We start from the raw sequence: 2,046 nt of genomic DNA on the forward strand, positions 1-2,046 counted from the left end.
GGTTCAGTTGAGCGCGGCCTTGTCAGGCGCGGCGGGCGATTTCTTTGCCGGCGATGAAGGCGGGCGCGGGGCGGGCCCATCGGGAAAGCGCATCGTGCAGCTCTTGAGCCAGACGTCATAGCGCGGGTGTTGCATGACATTCAGGCTGGGGCTTTCGGCATAGAGCCAGCCCGAAAACACCCGTTTCACCTGCCCCGCCAGTCGCTCATCGACCTGCAGAAAGGCGCCCTGCAATTTCGGCCATTCCCACGGCGGCGTGGTTTCGCAGGTGCGCGCCGTGATGCGGATGCCGGCGAAATCGATGTATTGCCCGGGCTTCAGGGTGAGGAAACGCGTTTCCCCCGTGCGTTTGGCCAGCGCGCCGACCACCAGCACACGCTCCTTGACCGGGGTGACTTGCGATACGCGCGGTGCGGCGGGCTTGGCCAGGGCAGGCGCAGCGGCGGGCGCAGGTGCAGCGGGTGGCGCTTCCTGCGCCAGCGCAGCAACCGCCATCAGGCCGGCGACCAGCGCCAGCGCTTCACTTGGCCGGGGCATTGCCGGCCGCTGGTTCGCTTGGCTCGGCAGCAGCGGGCGCATCACCGCCGGAGCGGTTCACGACACTGCCGATCAGGCCCATCAGATCGGGCGCGCCCGATGTTTCGATGATCTCGCCACCGTCCTTCAGCATGTCGGCTTCGGCCCCCGGCGTCAGTGCGATATAATTGCCGCCGAGCAGACCTTCCGACGAGACCGCCGCGGAACTGTCGATCGGCAGTTTCAGCCCGCGATCAACAGTCAGGCGCAGCACGGCCTGATAGCTGGTCGGATCAAGTTCAAGCCCGACCACCTTGCCCACCTTGACGCCGGCGACCTTCACATCCGTGCCCAGCGTGACCCCGCCGATATTGGGAAAGCGCGCCGTGAGACTGAAGCCGTCGCTGCCTTCACCGGCGCCAGTGCGGGCCCAGGCAAAGGCTACGAATCCGGCCGCCAGCAGCACCACGAACAGGCCGATGAGCGCCTCGGCCAGATGGTCCTTCAGCGTGCCAGCCATCAGGCGTCAGGCGACCAGGCGCGATAATCACCCGTGGTCGCCGCGCGCTGGCCGCCAGCAATCAATGCGCCGCTTGGAGAATGCGCCAGTTTGGTTCCGGTGGCGTTGGGTGTCCATTCGCGTTCCCACACGCGCGTCACCAGCGGGTTGGTGCTTGGCGGCTCATTCACCGTCTTGTGCATCCACAAATGCCATTCCGGCGGGATACGCGTGGCTTCGGGTTCGCCGTTATAGATCACCCAGCGCTTTTGCGCCGCGCCGGTGCCGGACCGGTAATAGATGTTGCCCTGATCATCGCGCCCCACTTCTTCGCCATTGCGGGCGGTGAAGATGCGGGTGCCGAGGCCGGGGCCATTCCACCAGGTGAAGATCGTCTTGAGCACGGACACGTGTCGCTCCTTTGCCCACCCAAAACACATTTTGCCGCACCCGCGCAACCCCGGTGATGGCGGATAGGCGCGGGACGAAAAAGTCGCTACCGAACCTGCGTGAACCGTGCGCTGGCCTTCATCTTCATCACCGTTCTGATCGATGCCATCGGTTTTGGCGTCGTCATCCCGGTGTTTCCGCAGCTGATCGTCAAGCTCACTGGCCGCGATCTGGCGCACGCGGCCGAGGTTTCGGGCTGGATCGCCTTCCTTTATGCCAGCGTGCAGTTCCTGATGGGGCCGGTGATCGGCGGGCTTTCCGATCGCTTTGGCCGCCGCCCGGTGCTGCTGGCGAGCCTTGCGGCCTTTTCCCTTGATTATGTGGTGATGGCCTTTGCCCCCACGCTGTGGTGGCTGGTCGCCGCCCGCGTGGTGGCCGGCATCACCGGGGCGACCTTCCCCACCGCCTATGCCTATATCGCCGATGTGACTCCGCCCGAAAAGCGCGGGGCGAACTTTGGCGTGATCGGCATGGCGTTCGGTTTCGGTTTCATCATTGGGCCGGCGCTGGGTGGATTCGTGGCGCAGTTCGGCACCGAAGTGCCGTTCCTGGTTTCGGCTGGCCTCGCCATGGCCAATTTC

The 2,046-nt window shown here is 65.2% G+C and carries 4 protein-coding genes; 1 reads left to right on the forward strand and 3 read right to left on the reverse strand.

Annotation, left to right across the window (positions count from 1 at the left end; all coding sequences use genetic code 11):
- Window positions 1-3: 3 nt before the first annotated feature.
- From RT662_RS13270 to RT662_RS13280, 3 genes are read right to left on the reverse strand one after another with little or no spacing between them, the layout of a single operon-like run.
- Complete coding sequence (locus tag RT662_RS13270) at window positions 4-537, reverse strand: DUF2155 domain-containing protein (RefSeq protein ID WP_313671175.1); 534 nt, start codon at window positions 535-537, stop codon at window positions 4-6.
- On the reverse strand, window positions 521-1,036 hold the full coding sequence (gene mlaD / locus RT662_RS13275) for an outer membrane lipid asymmetry maintenance protein MlaD (protein WP_313671176.1): 516 nt from the start codon (window positions 1,034-1,036) through the stop codon (window positions 521-523). Before mlaD ends, RT662_RS13270 begins: the two co-directional genes overlap by 17 nt.
- Window positions 1,036-1,425 (reverse strand): NADH:ubiquinone oxidoreductase subunit NDUFA12, encoded by a 390-nt coding sequence (locus RT662_RS13280; protein ID WP_273434803.1) that lies wholly within the window; start codon window positions 1,423-1,425, stop codon window positions 1,036-1,038. Before RT662_RS13280 ends, mlaD begins: the two co-directional genes overlap by 1 nt.
- A 99-nt stretch (window positions 1,426-1,524) precedes the next feature.
- Between RT662_RS13280 and RT662_RS13285 the strand changes: the two genes are divergently transcribed.
- The coding region (locus tag RT662_RS13285) for an MFS transporter (protein WP_313671177.1) at window positions 1,525-2,046 on the forward strand (522 nt) is incomplete at its 3' end.

Source organism: Sandarakinorhabdus sp. (assembly GCF_032115815.1).
Classification (GTDB): domain Bacteria; phylum Pseudomonadota; class Alphaproteobacteria; order Sphingomonadales; family Sphingomonadaceae; genus Sandarakinorhabdus.

What these genes read in the sequence shown, in the direction of transcription:
- RT662_RS13270 (WP_313671175.1), bottom strand. Translation starts at nt 537, where the DNA reads ATGCCCCGGCCAAGTGAAGCGCTGGCGCTGGTCGCCGGCCTGATGGCG.
- mlaD (WP_313671176.1), bottom strand. Translation starts at nt 1,036, where the DNA reads ATGGCTGGCACGCTGAAGGACCATCTGGCCGAGGCGCTCATCGGCCTG.